Genomic DNA, 1,356 nt, shown 5'->3' with positions numbered 1-1,356 from the left:
TTTGTCAATATTGCAAGGTGCTTTGGCATCTAGCAGACGGCAGGAAATGAGGTTCCTCACACCGATCTCTGGTAGAATTTTTTTTGATCTTTTTTGCTATTTTGGTTTATGCAACAGATTCGCAGTTGCGATTAAAGTATCCGATAAAAATATTATTAATTCTTGATGCGCAAAAATATTCCATTTTCATTGCGATAATTACATATATATTCCCCGCGAATTGGAGAAAAATTATGCCTTATCCAATTGATAAAAAACTTGTAGTTGGAATAACTTCAAGCGCTTTGTTTGATTTTTCCCAAGAACATCAAATCTATGAAAATGAAGGACTTGAGGCTTTCAGAAATTATCAGAAGAGTAATCGTGAAATACCTCCCGCACCAGGAGCTGCTTTTCCTTTCATCAAAAGACTCCTAAATCTTAACAAGATTTTCCCCGAAGAAGCTCCTGTTGAAGTAGTCATCCTTTCGCGAAATGATCCAGAAGCAGGTTTGCGCATGATGGACGCAATACCTCATTACGGCCTTGATATAACGCGCGCTTTTTTTCCTATCTGGCGCTAATCCGTACCCATACATGAAATCAGTAAATGCCTGTCTTTATCTTAGCGCCAACAAAGAAGAAGTGCGCTCTGCGGTCATGGAAGGGCATCCGGCTGGATATGTACTGCCCTGTTCAGCCGCGAATGATGATCTAGACAATCAACTAAGAATTGCTTTTGATTTTGACGGTGTACTTGTTGATGATGAAGCAGAAAGTCAGTACGCTGATGGAGGCTTGCCACTTTTTCACCATTACGAAAAAGAAAATAAGAATAGGCCTCTAAAAAATGGCCCTCTGATGCCGCTTCTCCAAAAAATTTCTAGTATACAGAGAGTTGGTAAAATACATTCCAACAGGGTAAACGACCCTCAAAAAGCAATTCGTGTGTCTATTGTAACTGCTCGCAATGCTCCCGCGCATGAGCGCATGCTGAATACGCTGAAACATCAGGGAATTGATGTTGATGAGCTTTTTCTGACGGGCGGCATCGAAAAAAAGAATATTTTAGATGTCCTAAAGCCGCAAATATTTTTTGATGACCAACTTGGGCATTTAGAGCCGGCCGCAGCAAACACACCTTGTGTTCATATTCCATTTGGAATTCGCAACATGTAGAATTGAAATATCGCGTGTGAGCTTCCACGCTGCCGTCGCACAATATTTGAAGACCAGCGAACGTGGTGCGTAGGGAGTATCAAAAACAGTCGAACCTTGTCGGCCTGCCTTCTTTCAGCCTGAGCGGCGCAATTTTGCTCAGGCAGAGGCAGCACGATTGGACTGGGGGGTGTGTCGGCGGGCGGGTCCAGAGGGAGG

The 1,356-nt window shown here is 42.9% G+C and carries 2 protein-coding genes; both read left to right on the top strand.

What is annotated here, in order from left to right:
* The first annotated feature begins 233 nt into the window (after positions 1-233).
* Positions 234-563 (top strand): 5'-nucleotidase, encoded by a 330-nt coding sequence (locus ACZJYS_RS24325; protein WP_493180648.1) that lies wholly within the window; start codon positions 234-236, stop codon positions 561-563.
* A 13-nt stretch (positions 564-576) separates the two neighbouring features.
* A complete protein-coding gene (locus ACZJYS_RS24320) occupies positions 577-1,158 on the top strand; it encodes a 5'-nucleotidase (RefSeq protein ID WP_493180647.1) in 582 nt (193 codons plus the stop codon).
* Positions 1,159-1,356 lie beyond the last annotated feature (198 nt).

This window comes from Roseomonas sp. TS2 (assembly GCF_058833935.1).
This window is presented reverse-complemented; position numbering and strand designations above follow the sequence as displayed.

Coding starts and splice junctions, on each gene's coding strand:
- ACZJYS_RS24320 (WP_493180647.1), top strand. CDS start 577: ATGAAATCAGTAAATGCCTGTCTTTATCTTAGCGCCAACAAAGAAGAA.
- ACZJYS_RS24325 (WP_493180648.1), top strand. CDS start 234: ATGCCTTATCCAATTGATAAAAAACTTGTAGTTGGAATAACTTCAAGC.